An 18,020-nucleotide genomic window follows, 5' to 3' on the forward strand; every position below is an offset into this window, starting at 1 on the left:
ACTATTCTCCTTGCTGATTTTGCAGATATTGCGCGTAAAATTCACTTGCAACTTTCTCAATCACGTCGTAAGCTTCAACAGCCTGGATTCCAGCTTTGTGCAATTCTTCTTGAGGACAATGACCGATCTTAGAAACCAAAACTGCTTTGCAATCGGCGATCGCTTTGATAATGTGGTCTAGAGTCGCTTCCTCGCCATATCCACTTTGGCAATAGTGGTCGATTTTGCGGTGTCCGACAAATTTAGCTTCGTTGGCATCCACTTCAAAAACTTGGAATTCCTTCGCATGACCGAAGTGCTGGTTAACCAAACCGCCGCCTTTGGTAGCAACTGCAACTAAGATTTTTGGATTGTCCTGTAGAGACGTTACATGTAACGTCTCTACAGTATGCAATGTCTCTATAGCTTTCTCTTTGACAGCTTTGATTTCTTCCTTAGACTTCTCAATTCCGGCGTGAACTTCTTGGCGTGTCTCCAAGTTATACTCTGGAGTCATTTCCATGAATTTCTCTTTAGTAAATTCCTGGCTGCGGTCTTCGCCTAACAATCCCACTGCATCGGCGCGACACTGACGACAATGGCGCATCATTTTCATGTTGCCAGAACACTTATCCTGTAATGACTTCAGTTCTTTGGGTGTGGGTCCGCGCTGACCCGTTAAACCGAAGTGAGTACCGTGTTCTGGGGCAGAGATCAGGGGCATGATATTGTGGAGAAATGCCCCGTTAGCACGAATAACTTCATCGACTTCGGCTAGATGCTCGTCATTGACTCCTGGAATCATGACCGAATTCACTTTGCACAGAATATCGGCTTCTCTGAGGGCTTGCAATCCTTCCATCTGCCGTTCGTGCAGAATCTTGACTCCTTCAATCCCTCTGTAGCGCTTGCGTCTGTAGTGAACCCAAGGATAAATCTTCTCGCCAACCTTTGGGTCAACCATATTAATAGTAATAGTGACGTGATCCACATTCAATTGTTTAATGCGATCGACGTAATCGGGAAGCATCAAGCCATTGGTTGACAAGCAAAGTTTGATATCCGGTGCTTTGTCTGCAATCAACTCAAAGGTGCGAAAAGTCTTTTCTGGATTCGCTAAAGGATCTCCAGGTCCCGCAATTCCCAACACGGTCATCTGAGGAATCTTACCTGCAATTACCAAGACTTTGTGCGCTGCTTCTTCCGGTGTTAATAACTCGCTGACAACACCAGGACGGCTTTCATTAGCACAGTCATATTTACGGTTGCAATAGTTGCACTGAATATTACAAGCTGGTGCTACTGCAACGTGCATTCTAGCGTAGTGATGGTGCGCTTCTTCGCTATAGCAAGGATGCTTCTCGATCCGCGCCTTCATTTTTTCATCTAAACTAGGTGCGGCATCGGTTTTACTGCTACAACCACAACTGCCAGATTTAGTTTTAGTTTTTGCTGGTGTTGTGGTGGGGGTTAGGAGTCCGGTAGGTGGTGGTGTCATTGAAGTTTTTGTTGGTGCATCAGGTGTTTAGCGATATAGGTTTTATAGCAGCCGCCTCAAAAGATGCTGTTGCCGTGGTTCGGGATAGAATTTATTGAATTGATTAAACTTGTACTCAAAAATTGCAGCTTTTAAATATTAAGGTTTTAGCAGCTTTTAAAAAAAGTTTTTGGGTATGGGTACTAGTATTTTTTGGCTGAGGTACGAGTATTTATGGTGAAGGGGTTCAAGTATTTCTGTACTCGCATTGAATTTAATCCTAGCAAGGGTTTGAATGCGATTTGAGTTGCTTTTTGGCTTTTTCCATTCTGTACTCAAAGCATATGCGATCGCCCCCCAAAATGCTATTTACTTAGGCACTTCGAGGGTAAATAACTAGAGTAGTCAATTCAGGACTACCCCAGTGACTTCGCAAAATTTAATTCTGTATCTAAAATATCCCTTTTTTGCCGAACAAACTAACTTAAGATTATTTTAATTATTTGGATAGCGATCGCAATTTAGCTTACAAACCCTCGATCGCAGATGAGTACAAGTTAATATATCCAAAAAACAGTTATGAAAATGCCGTTAAATCCTGTTGGGTTAAGAGTTTAGTTTTGAGTACACAAATACTTACTCCCTACCCCGATCAATACTAGTACCCCTAACTTAAAAATACTAGTACCCCAACTCCAAAAAAACTTTTTTTCAGCTTGCAAATCCCAATTGAGTTGGGGTTTAGATTAATTGAGTACAAATTAATATATCCAATAAATCCAATCGACATCGGCTGCATAGCTGCGGGTAGAGCTGCCTGATATAAGCAGAGATAACACACGGCTCCTCCACTCCATCAAGTCCAATGCAACAGCTCTCCAATACCCTTACAACCCAAAAGACGGACAAACAATTGCGTTTGTCATTTTTGCAGCCATTATTGACAGATTTTCAGATTATCTTCGATCGCGATCCGGCAGCACGTAATTGGTTCGAGGTACTTTGTTGCTACCCTGGCTTTCATGCAATGGTGCTGCATCGTCTCGCGCACTGGTTGCATTGTCATGGAGTTGCGTTTGTTCCCCGCTTGATTTCTCATCTAGGACGATTTTTAACGGGAATTGAAATTCACCCAGGCGCACAGATCGGGCAAGGCGTGTTTATCGATCACGGCATGGGTGTAGTCATTGGAGAGACTGCGATCGTCGGAGACTACGCACTGATTTATCAAGGTGTCACCCTTGGCGGGACAGGGAAAGAAACTGGTAAACGCCATCCTACCTTGGGCAAAAACGTAGTCGTGGGTGCAGGTGCGAAAGTTTTAGGCAATATTCAAATTGGCGATCGCGTCCGCATTGGTGCAGGTTCAATTATCTTGCGAGATGTCCCCTCAGACTGTACTGCGGTAGGAGTTCCTGGGCGCAATATTTGCCATAAAGGTGTGCGTGGCTGTCCCCTAGAACACGCAAAACTACCTGATATAGAAGCAAGCATCATTCGTTCTTTATTAGAACGGATCGAAAAACTCGAACAACAATTAAAAGTCAAAAGTTAAAAGTCAAAAGTCAAAAAATAGGAGACGGAAGAATCAAAATACACTCTTCTCGGCTCCCGATTCCCGACTCCCGACTCCCGATTTTCAAACCAAATCTAATAATTTAAGACTGCTATAGCAGTTCTAAATGATTTGAAAAGTAGGCTAGAAGCCTGCTCCGTTTGTAAATCAAATAGGATTGCTATATATCCCGTAATTAATAATTGAGAAAATTTTTAAAAAGGACACCTTGCTTATGTTTAAGCCCACCAGTTCCGATCCAAATGTCCAAGTTGTCGAAATACCCGTCAGCGATCGCTGGCGAATTTACCACCGCTTACAAGAGTTAAGTATCCCCTGTTGTTGTCCTGCGGATGGTTCTTTAGTGGTTGAAGTTAATAGTGCGATCGCTGCCTTTCTCGTCCGCAGCACCGTACAGCATTTCTTAGCCACTCGCCAAGAATTACTCGATTGGTTAGAACGCTGCTGGACAGCAGACATTTTTTCTTAGTTTGTCATTTGTCATTTGTCATTTGTGAGTACTGTTTTAACTTTTCACTTTTGACTTTTGACTTACCAATTACCAAAATCAAAAGGAGAAAATTAATGACACAAGCAACTGTATTACGTAATTTCGGAGAAGTGCTAGATAACCCCATTGGTTTAGGGCATGAAGTTACCGTTCCCGTTTGTGAAGGATTAAATATTATCCTAGCAAGTTTTCAAGCTCTTTATTTACAATATCAAAAGCATCACTTTGTCGTTGAAGGTGCAGAATTTTATATGCTGCACCAGTATTTCAGCGAGAGTTACGAACAAGTTCAAGCACACGTACACGACGTTGGCGAACGCTTGGATGGACTAGGCGGCGTACCAGCAGCTAGCTTTACTAAACTCGCAGAATTGTGCTGTTTTACGCCAGAAGCAGATGGAATTTTTTCCTGTCGCCAAATGGTAGAAAACGATCTGCAAGCCGAACAAGCAGCGATCGATCCCATTCGTCGTCAAGCTGCTCAAGCAGAAAGTGTAGGCGATCGCGCTACTCGCTATTTGTACGAGCAAATTTTATTGAAGACTGAAGAACGTGCCTTTCATCTCGCTCATTTCTTAGCAGAAGATAGCCTAACTTTGGCTTTTGTTCAACCTGCGAATAGGACATAGATGTAATGCTTGCATCACCATGAGTTAGATTAGGCTCCCCTACCTATGATTCTTTGGCAATACGGTTTGATTTCCATAGATCAATTAGCACGAATTTTTGCTTGGCTAGAGAACAAACCTCACATTACTCTTAATGGGTAACATTATGTTTACAGTCTTAGTTGCTATCCTCAGTTTGATAGTTGTTCCTGCAATTGTGAATGGCTGTTTCGGCTATTTGTTATTGCGATCGATGAAGTAAATTTTGCTGGCATCCTACCATTTTGAACGGCTACACACACTTTGATACATCTTGGCAGCGTCAATGCAAAAATCTTGGCGATCCCTCAACCCGCTTCAAAAGGGGGCAGAAGTCCTCCCCTTTTCAAGGGGGGCTAGGGGGGATCTTGCCTTAACCGAAAAGTATTGACACGCATCTGAGATTGAAATCTGAAACTCAAGAGCGAAAACCTAAATGCTACGAGGGCTATTGTGCTATGAATCCGATCGCGATTAATGACACGACACTACGAGATGGAGAACAGGCGGCGGGTGTTGCTTTCACAATTGAGGAAAAAATAGCGATCGCCAAATTTCTAGACGCGATTGGTGTAAGTGAATTAGAAGTTGGTATCCCCGCAATGGGAGAAGTTGAAACTAAAGCGATCGCGGCAATTTCTGAGTTGGGTTTGTCAGCTAAACTTTTAGGTTGGAACCGCGCCACAATTTCAGATCTTCAGGCTTCTATCGCCTGTGGTTTGCAGCGAGTACATATATCCATTCCCGTTTCTGAGATTCAAATTGCTGCCAAGTTTCACGGACAGTGGCGCGTAATGTTGCAAAAACTCAAAGATGCGATTACTTTCGCCCGCGATCGCAATCTTTGGGTAGCAGTCGGGGGTGAAGATTCCTCTAGAGCTGATGAAAATTTCCTTTTGGATGTCGCCCTTTACGCTCAAGAGTGGGGCGCATCAAGGTTTCGCTTTTGCGACACTGTAGGAATTCTCGACCCTTTTACTACATACACCAAAGTCAAGCAATTGGTGATGTATTTATCGATACCTGTAGAAATGCATACCCATAATGACTTTGGCTTGGCAACGGCAAATGCTTTAGCTGGACTGCAAGCGGGAGCCTTATCGGTAAATACAACAGTGAATGGTTTGGGGGAAAGAGCTGGCAATGCGGCTTTAGAAGAAGTCGTCATGGCACTCAAACGCCTTCAAGGGATCGATTTGGGGATTGACACGACGCGGTTATTAGAACTGTCCCGACTGGTAGCAACCGCATCGGGTTGCAAAGTACCTCCTTGGAAGGCGATCGTGGGTGAAAATACTTTTGCTCATGAATCTGGTATTCACGCTCATGGCGTTTTGCAAAATCCCGTGACTTACGAGCCATTCGCTCCCGAAGAAGTGGGGTGGGAGCGGCGTTTAGTCGTAGGCAAGCACTCAGGTAGGCACTTAGTATCTAATTTGCTACAGCAGCAGGGCATTAGTTTAAACACAGATGAAACCCAATCCATCTTAGATGCAGTACGGCAGCAATCGGTACAAAACAAACGCAGCCTCGATCTGCAAGAACTAATGAATCTAGTTCCATTTCATCACATGAAAAAAACAAATAATCCCTCCTCTGCCGCTCTGCCCCTCTGCTCCTCTACTGCCTATTTGTATGAACCTTAAGTGAAACCGTACAATCCTATCTCAGAGGTAATCCCATGCAATCAGATGAATTAGAGCTAGACTTGCCACCAGCTTTTGAAATTGGCTCAAAAGTAAAAACTCGCAAGCTAATCCGCAACGATGGTACGTACCCAGGGCAAGAAATTGGCGCAACACTAGCGAAAAAGGGAGAGATCGGCTACATCGTCAGTATTGGTACGTTTTTGCAAAATTCCTATATCTACGCCGTGCATTTTATCGAAAAAGGTTTTATCGTTGGTTGTCGCAAAAAAGAACTAGAAGCAGTTGAGGAAATCAAATGAAAGTCATGTTGCGTCAAAATGCTACCGGACATTTGGTAATTTATGTTGCCAAAAAAGATCTTGAGGAAGAAGTAGTAAACCAAACAGAAGGATCTGAGGGTAAAATTTTTACCTTAGCTAACGGTTGGGAACTAGCAATCCCAAACTTACCGGAACCCATGAAATTACCGCAGACTGTAGAGGCTAAAAGGCTCTGCAAGCGTACTCACAAGGAGTAGGGGATATGAGCAAGCTTAAACACGATCGCCTGTTGGCACTTCATGTAGAAGGGAAATTTTTAGGTTTTACTGTCGATCGAGACAGTACACCTAAATACTTGCAACTAGAGGTTGCAACCGGACAGTTGAGGATTAAAATCGCCAAACAGTCCCGTTTTAGGCTTGGATTGACCTTAAAACCTGGCGATCGGATTGAAGTCTTTGGGGAGCAAAAGTTCAAGTATGAGACAGGCGAATTTAAATTGAAAGCCGATCGCATTCACAAGCTGACGGCAAACTCAGATAATGACTCCGATCGCCAACCAGAAAACGGCAAAGTGAAGATTGTTGCTTGTTATAAGCCGGGTTGTCTGAAAAAAGGTGGCAGCAAATTGGTGTCTGTTCTAGAAGGGGTGTTGCGCGATCGCGGTTTAGGCGATCGCGTTACTATTCAAACAACAGGCTGTTTGAAACGCTGTTCTCAGGCTCCAAATCTCATCTTAAAACCTGATAACATCAGCTTAAACAACATGACTCCTGAAGCCGCGATCGCCGCGCTGTTGGAGCGGGTGGACGAGCATTTCGCATAACGCTTTCATCCAGTTCTGTGCTAGGTCATCAATTGCCGAGTCGATGTCCAACACCTGAACTTTTCTGTATCGACAAACTCTATTAAGTCTGAAAATATTGTATTTATCTAATTAAGTTAAGTTTTTATCAATTTGCTATGTAATTTCTAGAGTTCGCCTATGAGTAAATTTAGATTCTAAATCTTATGATTCAATTTTTTCTAAAAATATAACCAAATTGTCTACAAAACTTCATTGCTATAGCAATCTTATTTGATTCATGAACGTAGGCTTCTAGCCTGCGGCAGGCTAGAAGCCTAGTTTACAAATCATTTAGAACTGCTATAACGTTATAGCTGTGAATTGTCAGCTATTTTTTAACTCAAGAACGAGCAAAAGATTAACGCTTAAATCTACCTTTCGTATCTGCTCAAGGCATTTATATCTATTCCTTGTGTGGGTTAGATCGGTCAAAAGTTTTAAACCTTCTCTGCCGCGTGTCAGCCCGTGATGGTGCGGGCTGTTTACTTTTTTATGAAATGTCAGTTTGATTGAAATAGCCCAGAGAAAAAGGTTATCTCAACCCAAAGAAAACTTCTTGGGGCGATCGCTTAATCCAATCGCCACCACCTCTGTTTGTGGATTATCTTTTTTCTCATATAGACATGATTGTTCTATGTTGCATAAATATATTTACATAGTTTTTAAAATTCTGTAATATACAGATCGTTAATTAACTAAATTGAGTAAACTGATATAAGAACTAGAGTAAGTTTGTGCTTAGCTTGCGATGCATTATCGCTAGCTGTTCCAGAATTAGAACAAAGAAAGCTCAATCGACTATTAAGGTGTATATATTACGAACGAGGCTGTTATGACAGTGATTTACGCGCAGGCAATATTTGACTCTCCCAAAAAATCACCTGTCATGAAGTATTGGAAATATCGCAAACGTGCCAAAGCCCTACGTCATGTTCAGTGGACTTACGAAGTCGATTTGAAGAGAACGCTCAATTGGCTTGAGTTAATAGATTGGATTTTCTACCTGCATAGCCAAGGTTTAGAGCCTGCTGCGTTAGATGAATTCATCACTTTCTGTGGGTGGTATTTTCCCCAGTTAGCGGAAGGCAAGCCTCACCAATAGTAGCGATCTGCGATCGCAAGATCGAGCTAAGATACCAATCTTGCGCCATCTGCTCCCATAATTATATCGGCACTGTGTTTCACAGTGCTTTCTCTTGGCAAGGATAAAACGGTGGGGGATTGGCAAGACATTCACGGATATCTTTAAGCTGCACGAACCGCTAACTCCTAGAAGGGGAACAATCGGATAGATTGCTCTGCATCAAAATTAGTACAAACAATTGCGATCGCAATTATGCATCACTATTTCTTACAGCAAGACGTGCTAAAACGCACGACTTTATAAGCATGTTTCATCAATAGCGTTCGCTAACTGCACGCCGCTCGGTGCGAACAGAAATATCCCTGCCGCTAGATATTGTTGCTGTCCTTCTAGTGCGTAAGTTGCTCCAGCCACAAAGTCTACTGCTCGTTGTGCTATCTCTGCATCCATCTGTACAACATTTAAGACTAGCGGTTGACCTTGCCACAGAATTTCGACGGCTTGCGTCACTTGTTCAAAAGACTGTAGCTGCATGACTACCACTTGTGGTGTCTTCTGTTCTAGTTGGGGTAGACTCCTCTGTTTGTTTGCTGTCAAGTCAGCCGCTCTTCTTTCCCGCCGCCGCACTACACTTGCAGGAAAAGCAGCTCTTAATTTTCCGTAATTCGGTTGAGACAATTCCTCTTCTAGTTCGGATACCTCTAGCTGATGCATCATCATGCTTACTCATCCTCTGTTTTTTCTAATTGGGGCTGGTGAAGAGCTTTAGGTATGATTTTTAGTACCTTTACATCTATACTCTGGTTAAATGAAAAGCTTGTCAACTCAGTGTTTTTACCCTGATTTGTCAATTCAATAAAGGTCGGAAAAGTTCGGGAATTAGCAGCTTTCTCATCAAAAGAGTTTTTTTGTTAATAGCGTATATTTTTATACTAAATCTTTGTTTGCCTCCTTCTTCAGATAGATTTTTAATTATTAGTGATTTTGTTGGTATTTTGTCGGTGTAAAATGATGGGCGACATACTACCTGCTTGTAGAAATGGTAATAGAAACCGAAATCGTTTCCTAAAACACTGAGTGGCTCTAATAGAGGAACAAAAGTTGCTAGTAGAGCAGACGATCGATTAGTTAAATAATATATACCAATCAAATCCTATCGCTAGATCGGCAATTTCCCAATCTGACGCAAATCGTGCAGATTCAACATTCTGACTGCTGCGATCGCTCACCCTAGAAATAGTCATGTAAATTACCAAAATAATTAGTGTATTATGGTAATTTAAGTAGCATCGTGCGGTGTGTTAAAGACTTGTTTAATATTCAACTAAACAATTTTTAACGCAACTTACTGGGCTATCAAGAGTGTCTCTCAAGACAAGTCGATTCAAGGTAATCAAATAGCAAAATCAGATTGATATATATGATGTAAACTACTTCAGCCAATATGACTTGCAAAGTATATGCCAGTACTCTAAGTGATGCAAAGCGGTATGAAGTTAACCTGTAGTAGCTGCCATTAAAAAGCTCAATTGCGCACACAGCTAGCTTATTCGTAGAGAATGGAGGTTAAATTACCGTTCACAAGGTGATTTTCGTGTTTTACTAAGATCCTAGAGAGTGTAGCAGGCTTTTGCTTACTGGAATCAATCCGGCTGTTTAAGAAAGGCTTACACGCTACTTGTAGAACGCAGCTCCTACTGTAGCTTCATAATTATCTAGACACAGCCTCTTATGCAGAATCGATTGATGCCGAGAAATCTTCAAAAGTTGTGAGGAAGATGGAACGTGGAAAATCTCTATCATATTGATAATGGGAATCAATCTAAACAGCAAAGCTTTGATTATGCAGCTCTTGACATGGAAGCACAAATTGCTGTCCAAAAGCATACTTGTGAAATCAAAAGAATGATGCGTAGAACGACACAAGATATTATTGAAATAGGCGAAAAGCTGATCGAAGTCAAGCAATATCTTGGGTTTGGGCATTTTAGCAATTGGCTAATAACTGAATTTGGTTGGAAGGAACGAACCGCAAGAAACTTTATGAGGGTGGCGGAAGTTTTTAAATCGGCAAAATTTGCCGATTTATTTATTGCTAGCTCCGCTCTATATCTTCTAGCTGCTCCTTCTACTTCTGAAAGCGCTCGCCAGGAGGCGTTAGAACTTGCTAAAAAGGGCGAACACATCACTTACTCTAAAGCTAGAAGCATTATTAGTCAACATCAGGAATTGAAAAAACTTAAAAATTCTACTTGTAATGTTACTTCAGATGTAAATAAGCATGAAGTAGATTCTCTTCAAGCAAAGTTAATTACATCAGTTGAAGCATTTCATGAAAGTTTACCAGATTCTCAAGCAGTTGATGTATTAGCTGTAGTTATCGATCGAGATGTTTTGGGAAGTCAAAAAGTGTCTGCCGAAAACCTGCCATCGACCAATCCTATCTCGATTAGGATTAGCGACGACTGTAGAGCCTTGATTAAGAGTGTAGAGTCTCTTAGAGAAGAAGAAGCAACTGCTTTGGTGAGAGCAATAGCAAAGCACTGGTCAGTAGAGAAGATTTTAGAGACAATTAAAAAATGAACACTTTTTCAGCTCAGAAAGCGATCGCTGGATGAAACTTCGACAGCTTCGGCAGCTTCACTGAGAGCGAAACTATGAAATTCCTACGTTCTGGAATTCTCTCACTATTTTGAGTTATGCCGAAAAGCACTAGAGACGATCTTCTGCTCAAGCTTGCTACTGCCTTTTGTAAGCTTGTTTTCGGCTGCTCGGCAGTACTTGGAAGGATATAAAATCTCTTATCTCTGCTTGCTAATCAGAACCTTTTGCCAACATAGTGGTGTCTGCATGAAGCCCTCTAATTTTAACATTTAAGGTTCTTCAACGTTACAAAAAGTTACACTTTGAGCATTCAAATACCTCAAATCAAAAAGTATCTACTAACTAAATAGATTCTTTTTTACTCTATCACGTCCTTTCGCTGTTATTATACACCGATCGAAGTCAAAATTGCAACACCATAAAAAGATCGTTATTTAACAATTCTCGCTGAGAGATCGCGGCAATTTCTATCTTTATCTCTCATATTCTTTGTTTTGAGAGCCAAGGCGAGCAATTGGAATAGACAAAAGAATATTAATCGTTCGGCTTGATAGTGCTAATTCAATCGGAGATTGGGCATTCACGAGAAGTGAACTAGCAATTTGATTTGCAATAAAGGCTCATACGTCAGCTTAGTTTTGGCGAGAAGGTTGCGCAATTCCCTTCTGCATCTATCCGCTTTCGATAGTTGTACCAGCTTGGCTGCGGCATTTGTAGTTAATAACTTTCTAAAGGTTTTTATAGATAAAAAAAAGGTATACCAAGTCAGTTGGTATACCATACTTTCAAATAGAAAAATACTAGGAGTAACAAAGCTGATTACTTAATGTTCAGCACTTTTATTCAAACGTTCTTTTGCTTGGTAAGCTTGCAATCCCAATAGAACTAAATAAGTCATCATCTGAGCCTGCGATCGCTGAGTGGCTGCTGCAAGCTGATTGATTTGATGTAGAGGCAACTGCTGCTGAAATAGTACCAGCGACTGTTCCAACTCTTGGGCTATAGTACGGCGATTTAGACTAGCATTTTTCTGTAATTGCTTCCCAATCGGCGATAGTAGTAAAAAAAATAATAAGTTGGTTACAAAGCCAGAACGGGAAGAGTGTTCTCGTTGAGATTGAGTTTCGATAGTTTTTAATAACTCCTCTGGCATATAGAAACTTGGACGGCAGTTTGCAATTAGGCTATTGCGTTGATACCTATGCGATTTTTCTGGTTGTTCAGAATTAAAAATAACCAAAATAATTACAGATTTAAACGTCACTTAATATATGTACTAAATTTTTCTACGGTTAACCATTCCCCAAAGTATAGGAAAAATATTGTTTTTGAAATGCTTAAATTAATTTGAACAATCCAAAAAGTTCGGATAAATATCAGATTTTTTCAGGTTTTAACCAAAACAACCGAAAAATTCAAAAAATGTCATGTAAATAACTTTATTTATCTTGCAATGCTGATTAAAGTAATGATATAGATTAAGTGACTAAAGTAATACCAGAATTTTATTGACTCACGCCAGAAGGAATATGGTTTACTTAGAGCAGAACATGAATGATGGAGAGAGTATATCTTAATCGTTGAGTTTGTATACTGCAAACAGCTGCACATCTCTATTGAGAAGCTTTGAATTGATTCTGAGTAAAATAATTGTGAAAGATTCGTTTACATGTAAGTGTTTTATGCGATCGCACACTCCAATTCACTAACAGATAAACTTCTAGATTAGACTTGGAGCTTATATTCGGAATAATAAGAGCAAACGAGAAATTACTAGAACCAAAAAGTCTCTCCGTTAAGCAATGTAAAACGTGCTAGAGCGACATTACACGCTAAGAGAAATTACATAGAACTCAATGCTATCAAATGATGAGCGCTCATTTCTGCCCTAGTAGAGCTACAGATTTCAACTATTTTGGAGACAACTACAAGATGAATGCAATCAACTCTCAGTCCTCAACGTTTGAAACCAGAGAATTTATCGTTGCAGATACAGTTGTGTTTAACAAACAGGGTACGCATTTGACAGATATTCAAAAAATAGTACTTAGAGGTGCTTGGCAAGGATACACATATGAAGAGATTGCCGACCGAGAAGGATACAGCGAAAAGTACTTAAAAAGAGATGTTGGACCTAGATTGTGGAAGATACTTTCAGAGGCTTTAGGCGAAAAAGTAAGCAAAAAGAATTTTAGAACAGCTCTTGAGAGAAGATTAACCCTAGCGAACCCCTCTCACAACCAACAGCTTGATATGGATAGTTGTCAAGACTGGGGTGAGGCAGTTGACGTACATACTTTCTACGGGCGTACCCAAGAATTAGCTACATTACAACAGTGGATTGTTCAAGATCGTTGTCCTTTAGTAGCACTAGTAGGCATGGGTGGTATTGGCAAAACTACTCTTTCTATAAAGCTAGCTCAGCAGCTTCAGAGTGATTTCAAATACATTATTTGGCGCTCATTGCGTCATGCTCCACCAATACGAGAACTCTTAGAAGAGATAATTTATTTTCTATCTAATCAGCAAGAAAAAGATCTACCAGAAACTACAAATGGAAGAATATCATTGCTCTTGAAATATTTTCGTAAGTCTCCCTGTTTGTTAATTCTTGATGGTGCTGAATCAATCTTAAATTACGATCGAAAAGATACGCACTATCAAGAAGAGGATGAGGAGTACGGGCGGCTTATAAAATACATAGGAGAAACGTATCATCAGAGTTGTCTATTGTTAACAAGTCGAGAGAAACCCAAGGAAGTTGCGATAAGAGAGGGAGAAGAATTACCTACGCGATCGCTACGATTGATAGGATTGGATGAGTTAGAAGGACAGTATATCCTTAAAGGTAAAGGAATTTATGGTTCGGAAGATGATTTGAAAAAAATAATTCAAATTTATGGAGGCAATCCTTTATTACTGAATATGGTTTCTACAACTATACAAAACATATTTGATAGTAGTGCCTCTGATTTTCTGAAACAGGAAATAATAGTGTTTAATGATGTTAAAGAATTTTTTGATAGTCAGTTCAATCGCCTACAACCAATTGAAAAAGAGTTAATGTACTGCTTAGCAATTGAGCGCGAACCAGTTTCATTTCAGAAATTGAAGAATGATTTTGGCTTAAAAGTTCAGTCACTAGAGCTAGCAGAAGCTTTAGAATCTCTGAGGCGACGCTCTTTAGTTGAAAAAAATCAGGGATTCTTTACATTACAAATAGTATTAATGGAGTACACAACAGCTCGACTGCTAAAAGAAATTTGTCAAGAAATACGCACGCAGCAAATATCGCTCTTGAAAAGTTCCAAATTACTAAAGTTAATAGTAAAAAATTATGTTAGAACTACTCAATCAAATATTTTCTTTAGAATGGTTTTAGATCAATTACTCCTAGAACTTGGAAGTAAAAAGAATGTGGAATCACAATTAGATACAATTTTATCTACATTGCAGCATGAATCTTTTAAATTGGAAGACACTACCGATGATATTATTAGTTTAATTCATCGAATGCAAGTGAACCTAAGTAGCTATAAGTAGACCGAGAAGAAAACTAATTATGGGCAGCGATCCGGGTAAAGAAGTGAAACCTTAATTTAGATAAATTACTTTACAAGGCACTTTAATTAACTTTTTCTTACTCAGATCCTTCAGTAGTCTCATAACTTAATTTCAGGGCATCTCTCACTATCTATCCATCTATTTTACAGCTTAGTTTCTGTTCTCTTAGCTTAATTTTTTGTAGTCATGTAAACTATTCTACTAGAAAAAATTGTACCAGATTAGCCTTTGTAAAGGGTTACTCTAATTTTACTCTTGTATCCTGAGTTATAAATTGCCACTACACATCTGTGAATAGTTGATTGTACTGCTCTTACTTTGCTTCATGCTATTTAACTGTTTCTCCATTTGAAATAAGCTTTTTCAATCACTGCTGCACTATTACCTATATACTGAAAATTTAATTTTCCCTATGCCTTGCCAACTAAAATTTTTCGGGATGTAGCGGAATTTTCTACGTTAGAAGATACAATTGATATTTTTCGGTAATATAACCGAACATAAACTTAAATTTTCTGATGTCAATCCTGAACAAATCAGGATTTCGTTTTAACTAAAAACTAGTAGATTATTAAATAGATAAATCGTTTAAGAGATTTGCATTTATGAAAAGCATCATTCGTCATTTAGCAAAAATGTTAATACCACGTTCTTATCAAACTTCTATAAAGACACTAAAAACTCTAATACTTAGTTCCCCAATAGCAGAAAAAGGTTTTCAATGGGGGCAGAACTTTACCATTAATGGTGAGTCTAGCACTATAACAACGAATCATTGTCAATCTCACTTAGAAAATGGAAATACTCCATCCAATGCTTTAGAAGCTTATTTTAATTCTCATACTGAAGGATTAGGAATACTTAAGTGGAAGCACTATTTTAATATTTACCATCGTCACCTTTCTAAGTTTGTTGGGCAAAAAGTTCAGGTTCTAGAAGTTGGTGTTGCCAGCGGTGGGAGTCTAGAAATGTGGAAAAACTATTTTGGTTCTAATTGTCAAATTTATGGTGTAGATATTGAAGAAGCATGTAAAGCATACGAAAAAGATTCAATTAAAATTTTTATTGGCGATCAAACAGATCGCAATTTCTGGAAGCGATTCAAAAGTGAGGTTCCTACTCTCGATATCGTAATTGATGATGGCGGACATGAACCAGAACAGCAGATTGCAACTTTAGAAGAGTTATTGCCGCATTTACGACCAGGAGGAGTTTATATATGTGAAGACATTCATGGTACTTTAAATCAGTTTCATACCTATATATCTGGGTTGACACATAATTTAAATGCATTACAAGAATTTGGATATAAGCCTATTAAAAGCGGTAGCGGTCTTGCTAGTTTCTCAACCTATTTTCAAGATGCTATTCAGTCTTTTCACTTATATCCGTTCGTGGTAGTGATTGAAAGGTCAGAGACTCCTGTATCGGAATTTGTAGCCCCATTACAAGGATCTAAGTGGTTAGTACTAACAAAGTAAGTGTTGGATTGTTAGTACTTTTAACATAGAGTGATTTAGCGCTATTTTTTCGCTGCAACTCGTTTTCTTAACCTAATAGTATTTGTGGTATGTCAAAAGTCTTATTCATTTCAGCTCATGCTCCTACAACGCAGTATCCTCAAGCTGGACAAAAAATTGCTTTTATGAATCTTGCGAAGTATGCTGCCTTACATGAATTCGTTGATGTAATTGTTATCGCTAATACTACAGAAATAGTTGTGGCTAAAGATCTACAAACAGATTTTGGTAATAGTCTTTATACATACCCACTTACTAAATTCAAAAAAGCTATAAACTGCTTGAACTATTATCAAGCGCCTTTAAAATTTGCTTCTCGTTTTAATAGAGCAGTTAGTAAGAAAATTCAAGAGCTTCTGATTGCAAAAACATATGATGTAATTCATTTTGAATATTCTCATGCTGCCGTTTATTTAGATATAGTCAAAAAATATATTGATTCAAAACAGACTAAAATTGTCATTAGTATACATGATGTATTGACACAAGTTTGGTTAAGACAATCTGTAAAAAGTTCATTTTTCGATCTTGAAGTAGCCAGAATCTTTCGTTACGAGCAAAAACTTTACTCGAATGCAAGCGAACTATGGGTATTATCTAAAAAAGATCGCGATCTTTTAAGTTCTTTATTTTCAATTGGTAGTGAAAAGCTTATTGTAAAGCCTCCAAAAGCTAGCAGCTTTGTTTATCAAGTGAAACGCCGAGCGGAGAAAATAGAAAAGAAAAGTCTTTTATTCTGGGCTGCTATGGAAAGACCAGAAAACGAGCAAGCAATTCTTAACTTCGTTGACAAATGTTTTAAAAAACTGCTTCAGCAAGATCGAAATTTTAAACTTTATATAGTCGGCTCTAATCCTTCTAAAAAAGTTTTAGCACTTGCAGGCAAACAGATCACAGTTACAGGCTTCGTTGAAGATCCAACTATTTTCTTTGAAAAGGCGGAGATCGGGATAGTTCCACTTTTGAAAGGAGGAGGAGTTAAACTAAAAACTCTAGAAATGCTTGAAGCTGGGTTACCTGTTGTTGCTACATCTATAGGTGCTGAAGGAGTCGTATCTCCAGATAAAAAACTAATAGTAAGCGATAGTTTTGAAAATTGGTTTGAACTACTTACAAAAGAATCACAGAACTCTGTAGTTGCTGGAGTAGTATAAATAGAAAAAGCATATGTTTAAAAAACTAAGGTAAGTGTCTTAAGTTTTCTAACAATCTCGTTATTATTTTATGTCAACAAACAAGTATGAATAATCCTTTTACTCAGGTACAGCAAGTAAATTTTTTAGATATAGGCTGTAGCGGTCCACTAGACTCAAAATGGTCTGATTTAGCACAACTACTAGCATATACTGGCTTCGAGCCAAATGCTAGTGAATGCAGGCGCTTGAGTCGCGAGCCTCATCCATACAAGTCAACTCGTTACCTACCTTTTGCTATTTCTGGAGAGCAAGGAGATCGGGTAATGTACAAAACACATCACCCTTTCTGCTATTCTCTGCTTCGCCCAAATCATGACTGGCTTGGTCGTTTTTCACATCATTATCAATTTAGAGAAACTGGGACAGATACTGTCTCATGTATGACACTCAACAGTTTAGCTAACGAGCAACAATTAACAGCAGATATTATCAAGCTTGATACGCAAGGATTAGAGTTACCGATTCTTAAAGCAGGGAATCAGGTTTTGCAAAATGCTTTCTGTGTGGAAACAGAGACAGGTTTTGTGGAGAACTATATCGGAGAAACTACATATACACAGCTTGAAGCATTTATGCGATCGCAAGGATTTCTGATGTTTGACATGGAAATTTATCAAGCTAGTCGTAATAATTCTCTATCCAAGCATGGCAAACATCAGCCTTTATGGTGTGAAGTTGTTTGGTTATTTGATTTCGTAGGTACAAAAAAGAAAACTACGCCAGAACAAGCTATAAAGTATTTAAAAATCTGCCAAGCTTTAGAATATTTTGATTATGGGCTAGAGCTAGCATATTATTTTAAAAGCTTAGGAATTATAGAAGCAAGCACAGTAAAGTATCTTGAAAAGCCAGAACACTGGACAAATATTGAAAGATCGGATAGTTGGAAAAAACATAAATCATTGTCAAAAACTGGTAAAGTACTAAGCTTTTTACCTAATAGTATTAATCAGCGTTTAACATATGGCTTGAAAGAAGTTGTTGAATGGGGAAAAAAATAACTTCCTACTGAAACTCTATTGGATTATCTCATAAGATTTCTGCTGCAAATTCACCTCTTTAGTAAATACTACTCACTTCACTTGAGCAAAATTTTTACCAGAGCGGTTGTAGTAATGTAATGAGTT

Annotated in this window: 17 protein-coding genes; 14 read left to right on the forward strand and 3 right to left on the reverse strand. The window is 39.1% G+C overall.

Features of this window, described 5'->3' with window-relative positions:
- Position 1 precedes the first annotated feature (1 nt).
- Entirely contained in the window at positions 2 to 1,477 is a 1,476-nt protein-coding gene (gene nifB / locus CHRO_RS22445; RefSeq protein ID WP_015156519.1) for a nitrogenase cofactor biosynthesis protein NifB, read from the reverse strand.
- Positions 1,478 to 2,321: 844 nt separating this feature from the next.
- On the opposite strand from nifB, the gene cysE reads away from it, so the two are divergent.
- The 9 genes from cysE (at position 2,322) to CHRO_RS22485 (ending at position 8,027) form a co-directional block, all read left to right on the forward strand.
- Positions 2,322 to 3,011: a serine O-acetyltransferase gene (gene cysE / locus CHRO_RS22450; protein WP_015156520.1), complete on the forward strand. Its 690-nt coding sequence runs from the start codon at positions 2,322 to 2,324 to the stop codon at positions 3,009 to 3,011.
- 235 nt (positions 3,012 to 3,246) lie between these two features.
- Positions 3,247 to 3,501: an Asr1405/Asl0597 family protein gene (locus CHRO_RS22455; RefSeq protein WP_015156521.1), complete on the forward strand. Its 255-nt coding sequence runs from the start codon at positions 3,247 to 3,249 to the stop codon at positions 3,499 to 3,501.
- A gap of 95 nt (positions 3,502 to 3,596) precedes the next feature.
- The gene (gene dpsA, locus CHRO_RS22460) at positions 3,597 to 4,151 is read left to right on the forward strand and encodes a DNA starvation/stress protection protein DpsA (RefSeq protein WP_015156522.1); all 555 of its coding nucleotides are present in this window, start codon (positions 3,597 to 3,599) and stop codon (positions 4,149 to 4,151) included.
- Positions 4,152 to 4,196: 45 nt separating this feature from the next.
- Complete coding sequence (locus CHRO_RS34915) at positions 4,197 to 4,292, forward strand: DUF2949 domain-containing protein (protein ID WP_084739183.1); 96 nt, start codon at positions 4,197 to 4,199, stop codon at positions 4,290 to 4,292.
- Positions 4,293 to 4,627: 335 nt separating this feature from the next.
- Positions 4,628 to 5,815 carry a homocitrate synthase gene (nifV, locus tag CHRO_RS22465; RefSeq protein WP_015156523.1) on the forward strand — a complete coding sequence of 396 codons (1,188 nt, stop codon included), beginning with the start codon at positions 4,628 to 4,630 and terminating at the stop codon, positions 5,813 to 5,815.
- Between the two features lie 35 nt (positions 5,816 to 5,850).
- A complete protein-coding gene (locus CHRO_RS22470; RefSeq protein ID WP_015156524.1) occupies positions 5,851 to 6,117 on the forward strand; it encodes a nitrogen fixation protein NifZ in 267 nt (88 codons plus the stop codon).
- Positions 6,114 to 6,335 carry a putative nitrogen fixation protein NifT gene (gene nifT / locus CHRO_RS22475; protein WP_015156525.1) on the forward strand — a complete coding sequence of 74 codons (222 nt, stop codon included), beginning with the start codon at positions 6,114 to 6,116 and terminating at the stop codon, positions 6,333 to 6,335. Before CHRO_RS22470 ends, nifT begins: the two co-directional genes overlap by 4 nt.
- 5 nt (positions 6,336 to 6,340) lie before the next feature.
- On the forward strand, positions 6,341 to 6,904 hold the full coding sequence (locus CHRO_RS22480; protein WP_015156526.1) for a (2Fe-2S) ferredoxin domain-containing protein: 564 nt from the start codon (positions 6,341 to 6,343) through the stop codon (positions 6,902 to 6,904).
- An 853-nt stretch (positions 6,905 to 7,757) separates the two neighbouring features.
- Positions 7,758 to 8,027, forward strand: a complete 270-nt coding sequence (locus CHRO_RS22485; RefSeq protein ID WP_015156527.1) for a hypothetical protein — start codon at positions 7,758 to 7,760, stop codon at positions 8,025 to 8,027.
- Between the two features lie 279 nt (positions 8,028 to 8,306).
- Here CHRO_RS22485 and CHRO_RS29940 read toward each other — a convergent pair whose 3' ends face one another.
- Positions 8,307 to 8,729 carry a cell division protein SepF gene (locus tag CHRO_RS29940; protein WP_015156528.1) on the reverse strand — a complete coding sequence of 141 codons (423 nt, stop codon included), beginning with the start codon at positions 8,727 to 8,729 and terminating at the stop codon, positions 8,307 to 8,309.
- 1,065 nt (positions 8,730 to 9,794) lie between these two features.
- Here CHRO_RS29940 and CHRO_RS29945 point away from each other — a divergent pair.
- Positions 9,795 to 10,592 carry a DUF3102 domain-containing protein gene (locus CHRO_RS29945; protein ID WP_015156529.1) on the forward strand — a complete coding sequence of 266 codons (798 nt, stop codon included), beginning with the start codon at positions 9,795 to 9,797 and terminating at the stop codon, positions 10,590 to 10,592.
- Between the two features lie 844 nt (positions 10,593 to 11,436).
- Here CHRO_RS29945 and CHRO_RS22500 read toward each other — a convergent pair.
- A complete protein-coding gene (locus tag CHRO_RS22500; RefSeq protein ID WP_015156530.1) occupies positions 11,437 to 11,766 on the reverse strand; it encodes a hypothetical protein in 330 nt (109 codons plus the stop codon).
- A 779-nt stretch (positions 11,767 to 12,545) separates the two neighbouring features.
- Between CHRO_RS22500 and CHRO_RS22505 the strand changes: the two genes are divergently transcribed.
- From CHRO_RS22505 to CHRO_RS22520, 4 genes are all read left to right on the forward strand, one after another.
- The gene (locus CHRO_RS22505; protein WP_051033292.1) at positions 12,546 to 14,156 is read left to right on the forward strand and encodes a helix-turn-helix domain-containing protein; all 1,611 of its coding nucleotides are present in this window, start codon (positions 12,546 to 12,548) and stop codon (positions 14,154 to 14,156) included.
- 626 nt (positions 14,157 to 14,782) lie between these two features.
- Positions 14,783 to 15,658 (forward strand): class I SAM-dependent methyltransferase, encoded by an 876-nt coding sequence (locus tag CHRO_RS29950; RefSeq protein WP_015156532.1) that lies wholly within the window; start codon positions 14,783 to 14,785, stop codon positions 15,656 to 15,658.
- 89 nt (positions 15,659 to 15,747) lie between these two features.
- Positions 15,748 to 16,851, forward strand: a complete 1,104-nt coding sequence (locus CHRO_RS22515; RefSeq protein ID WP_015156533.1) for a glycosyltransferase family 4 protein — start codon at positions 15,748 to 15,750, stop codon at positions 16,849 to 16,851.
- 86 nt (positions 16,852 to 16,937) lie between these two features.
- Entirely contained in the window at positions 16,938 to 17,894 is a 957-nt protein-coding gene (locus tag CHRO_RS22520) for an FkbM family methyltransferase (RefSeq protein WP_015156534.1), read from the forward strand.
- The last annotated feature ends 126 nt before the right edge of the window (positions 17,895 to 18,020 follow it).

This window comes from Chroococcidiopsis thermalis PCC 7203 (genome assembly GCF_000317125.1).
GTDB lineage: Bacteria > Cyanobacteriota > Cyanobacteriia > Cyanobacteriales > Chroococcidiopsidaceae > Chroococcidiopsis > Chroococcidiopsis thermalis.